The sequence below is a fragment of the Nonomuraea lactucae genome, assembly GCF_003313395.1.
Taxonomy (GTDB): Bacteria; Actinomycetota; Actinomycetes; order Streptosporangiales; family Streptosporangiaceae; genus Nonomuraea; species Nonomuraea lactucae.
Genome location: NZ_QNFZ01000737.1, coordinates 1 through 3,907 on the forward strand (window position 1 = coordinate 1; position 3,907 = coordinate 3,907).

The 3,907-nt window shown below is 67.6% G+C and carries 3 protein-coding genes; all 3 read left to right on the top strand.

The window, feature by feature from the left end:
- The first annotated feature begins 167 nt into the window (after nt 1-167).
- The 3 genes from DQW85_RS26350 to DQW85_RS26360 all read left to right on the top strand — a co-directional run bounded on the left by DQW85_RS26350 (nt 168) and on the right by DQW85_RS26360 (nt 3,826).
- Nucleotides 168-674, top strand: coding sequence for a cellulose synthase (locus DQW85_RS26350; RefSeq protein WP_113702631.1), 507 nt, complete (start codon nt 168-170; stop codon nt 672-674).
- A 334-nt stretch (nt 675-1,008) separates the two neighbouring features.
- Nucleotides 1,009-2,007, top strand: a complete 999-nt coding sequence (locus DQW85_RS26355) for an ABC transporter permease (protein WP_113702632.1) — start codon at nt 1,009-1,011, stop codon at nt 2,005-2,007.
- A 55-nt stretch (nt 2,008-2,062) separates the two neighbouring features.
- On the top strand, nt 2,063-3,826 hold the full coding sequence (locus DQW85_RS26360; protein WP_113702633.1) for an ABC transporter substrate-binding protein: 1,764 nt from the start codon (nt 2,063-2,065) through the stop codon (nt 3,824-3,826).
- Nucleotides 3,827-3,907 lie beyond the last annotated feature (81 nt).

Here is a 3,907-nt window from a genome sequence, read left to right on the forward strand (position 1 = left end):
GCTCTATCTGCGAGGCGCCATCCTATGGATCCGAAGCCTTGACCCCACCTAAAGATCCGAACCCAGAACAGGCCCTAAGGGGGAGAGTGGTTCTCGGGGAGGAGGGTGGGGCGGGGGGCGCGTGCCAGGATTGAGACGTAGTCGATCCACATACGAGGGGCGGCCGAATGACTTTCGAGCAGATCGCGTGGTTGCCGCTGTGCGCCGGCGTCACCATCGCGGGGTTGGTGCTGAGCTTCTTCGCGTTCCGGCGCAGGGGGGCGGCGGCGGGCATGAGGGTGGCGGCGTGGGCGCTGCTGCCGGCGGCCGCCTACCTCACCGGGGCGCTGCAGGCGCTGTGGACCATCGGCGCCACCGTCGTCGGGTTCGTCACGAGCCTCGTGTTCAACCCGGTCGTGTGGGCCGGTGTCGCGGTGGCCGGGCTGTCGGCGGTGCTGTTCGTGGTGTCGGGCGTGGTGCGCGGGCGCAGGCTCGCCAAGGGGGCGGGGAAGAAGGCCCCCGCGACCCCGGCTGGCGAGACCCGTACGGCGGGCGCGGCCCCAGGTGGCGCACCCGGTAAGACGCCCGGCGCGGGACAGGCGGGCAAGCCTGCGGTCACAGCCGGCGAGGGGCGCAAGAGCGACGACGACTTCTCCGACATCGAGGACATTCTCCGGCGGCGCGGCATCAGCTGAAGGCGCGGGCGAACGGGTGGTCAGGGACACTGTCACAGTTCCGAGACACAATCAGGATGCGCCCCTTACAAAAGGGGTCAAGATCAATACGAATGAGTTTCGCATGAATCACAGTTGAGCCACATAGCGGGGCGAAGGGCTGGTCAGCGCAGCTCAGGGCATAGATTCTGCACCCTGGGGCCGTGACGTGCGGTCCCGCACGACACGGCTGTCACCCCGACCGGGTGACGGCCGCGATGGACGTGGTCTGACACCCAGGGGGCCTGAAGCGCATGCGCAGTACCTTGGTCACGCGACCCTCGATGCGCCACGCGGCGCGAGGGGAGGAGAGCGCGTGACGGCACCACTCGATGTGCCCGAGTCCGCCTCCCATGCCGCTCCCGAAGCGGTCGCGGCGGGCGCGGGCGGCACGGCGATCCAGGGGCGCTCGCTCGGCCAGATCGCCTGGATGCGCCTCAAGCGCGACAAGGTCGCCATGGCCGGGGCGTACGTCATCATCTTCCTCGTCGTGGTGGCGTTCTTCGCGCCGCTCATCGTGGCGTGGCTCGGCCATCCGCCGCTCGAGTTCCACCGGGAGATGATCGACCAGGAGACGCAGATCCCCAAGGACCGGTTCGGCGGGATCGGATGGGACTTCCTGTTCGGTGTCGAGCCCGTCTGGGGGCGCGACATCTTCAGCCGCATCCTGTACGGGGCGCGCATCTCGCTGCTGATCGCCTTCCTCGCCACCCTGCTCTCGGTCGGCATCGGCACCATCCTCGGGGTCATGGCCGGGTTCTTCGGCGGCTGGCTCGACACCGTCATCTCCCGCGCCATGGACGTGTTCCTGGCCTTCCCGCTGCTGGTGTTCGCGATCGCGCTGGCCGGCGTCGTGCCGGATCAGGCGTTCGGCCTGTCCGGTGACACGCTGCGCGTCTGCCTGCTGATCTTCATCATCGGGTTCTTCAACTGGCCGTACATCGGGCGCATCATCCGCGGCCAGACACTGTCGCTGCGCGAACGAGAGTTCGTCGACGCCGCGCGGAGCCTGGGCGCGCGCGGTCCGTACATCATCTTCCGCGAGCTGATGCCCAACCTGATGGCGCCGATCCTGATCTACTCGACGCTGCTGATCCCCACGAACATCCTGTTCGAGGCGGCGCTGTCGTTCCTCGGAGTCGGCGTCCGCCCGCCCACCCCCACCTGGGGCGGGATGCTGGCCGACGCGGCGCGGATCTACACCGTCCCGCACTTCGCAATCTTCCCCGGCCTGGCGATCTTCATCACCGTGCTGGCCTTCAACCTCTTCGGCGACGGTCTGCGCGACGCGCTCGATCCGCGTGGCAACCGATGACATTCAGATCACCCGCAGTTTCCCTGCCTCCTAACCACAAGGGGTGTAGTAAGAGATGAGAAGAAAGCCCGCGCTGGCGGTGTCCGCGGTCACCGTGGCGCTCGCCATGGGCCTGACGGCCTGTGGAGGCACGAGCACCACGCCTCAGTCGACCGGTGGGCCGGGCCAGCCCGCCGCGCAAGACAAAGCCGACGCCGCGCTCACGGGGGTGTTCAACCCCTCGACGAAGAAGGGCGGCACCATCAAGCTGGCCAACTCCGGCGACTGGGACTCGCTGGACCCGGCCGACACCTACTACGGCTACTCGTGGAACTTCATCCGGCTGTACGGCCGGGCGCTGACGATGTTCCCCGCCAAGCCGGGGGCCGAGGGCGCCAAGCCGGTGCCCGACCTCGCCGCCGAGCTGGGCAAGCCGAGCGAGGACTTCAAGACCTGGACCTACACCCTGCGTGACGGTCTCAAGTACGAGGACGGCACCCCGATCACGTCCAAGGACGTGGCCTACGGCGTGGCCCGCTCGTTCGACAGGGAGACCTTCCCGAACGGCCCGACCTACCTCAACGACCTGCTCAACTGGCCGAAGGACTACAAGGGCCCGTACAAGTCGAAGGGCGCCGACTTCAGCTCGGCCATCGAGACGCCCGACGACAAGACCGTCATCTTCCACCTGAAGCAGCCCTTCAGCGGCTTCGACTACCTGACCCAGATGTCGGTCACCATGCCGGTGCCGCAGGCCAAGGACACGGGCACGAAATACCAGGAGCACGTGATCTCCTCGGGCCCGTACAAGTTCGAGAAGAACGAGATCGGCAAGGGCTTCAGCCTGGTCCGCAACGAGCAGTGGGACCCGGCGACCGACCCGAACCGGCCGGCGCTGCCCGACAGGTTCGAGGTCTCGACCAACGTCAACGCCGACGACATCGACAACCGGGTGATCTCCGGCGACCTGCACGTCGCGATCGAGGGCACCGGCGTCCAGCCGGCCGCGCTCAGCAAGATCCTGCCGGACCCGGCGCTCAAGGCCCGCACCGACAACGCCACGCTGCAGCGGCTCTGGTACACCTCGATCAACCCGACGGTGAAGCCGCTCGACAACAAGGACTGCCGGATCGCGATCCAGTACGCGGCCGACAAGACCGGCTACGTCGCCGCCTACGGCGGCTCGACCGGTGGCGAGATCGCGACCAACCTGCTGCCGCCGGGCATCCCGGGCTACCAGAAGATCGACCTCTACCCGAGCCCCGAGGGCAAGGGCGACCTGGCCAAGGCCAAGGAGCACCTGGCCAAGTGCGGCCAGCCCAACGGGTTCGAGACGAACATCGCCTACCGCGCCGAGCGCGACAAGGAGAAGAAGACCGCCGAGGCGCTCAAGGACTCGCTGGCCCGCGTCGGCATCAACGTGACGCTCAAGCCGTACCCGCTGAAGGACTACTTCTCGCTCTACGCCGGCAAGCCGTCGTTCGTGGTGAAGGAGAAGCTCGGCCTGGCCACCAACGGCTGGGGCTCCGACTGGCCTGACGGCTACGGCTTCCTGCAGCAGATCACCGACAGCCGGGTCATCCGCGAGACCGGCGGCTCGTCCAACCTCTCGGTCCGCATCCCCGAGGTGGACAAGATGTTCGACCAGGTGCTCCAGGAGGCCGACACGGCCAAGCGCGAGCAGATGTACGCCGCCATCGACAAGCGCGTCATGGAGGAGTCGGTCATCCTGCCGGGCATCGTGGCCAAGTCGCTGCTCATCCGCGGCAAGGGCCTGACCAACGTCATGGTCAACGACGGCCAGCAGATGTACGACTACGTGGCGCTGGGCATCCAGTAGCCTCGCACCAGCCGTACGTTGTAGGCCAACCGACCGAGCAGTAAGGCAGGTGAAGGCCGCAGGCGGCCGCCCCGGGCGAAC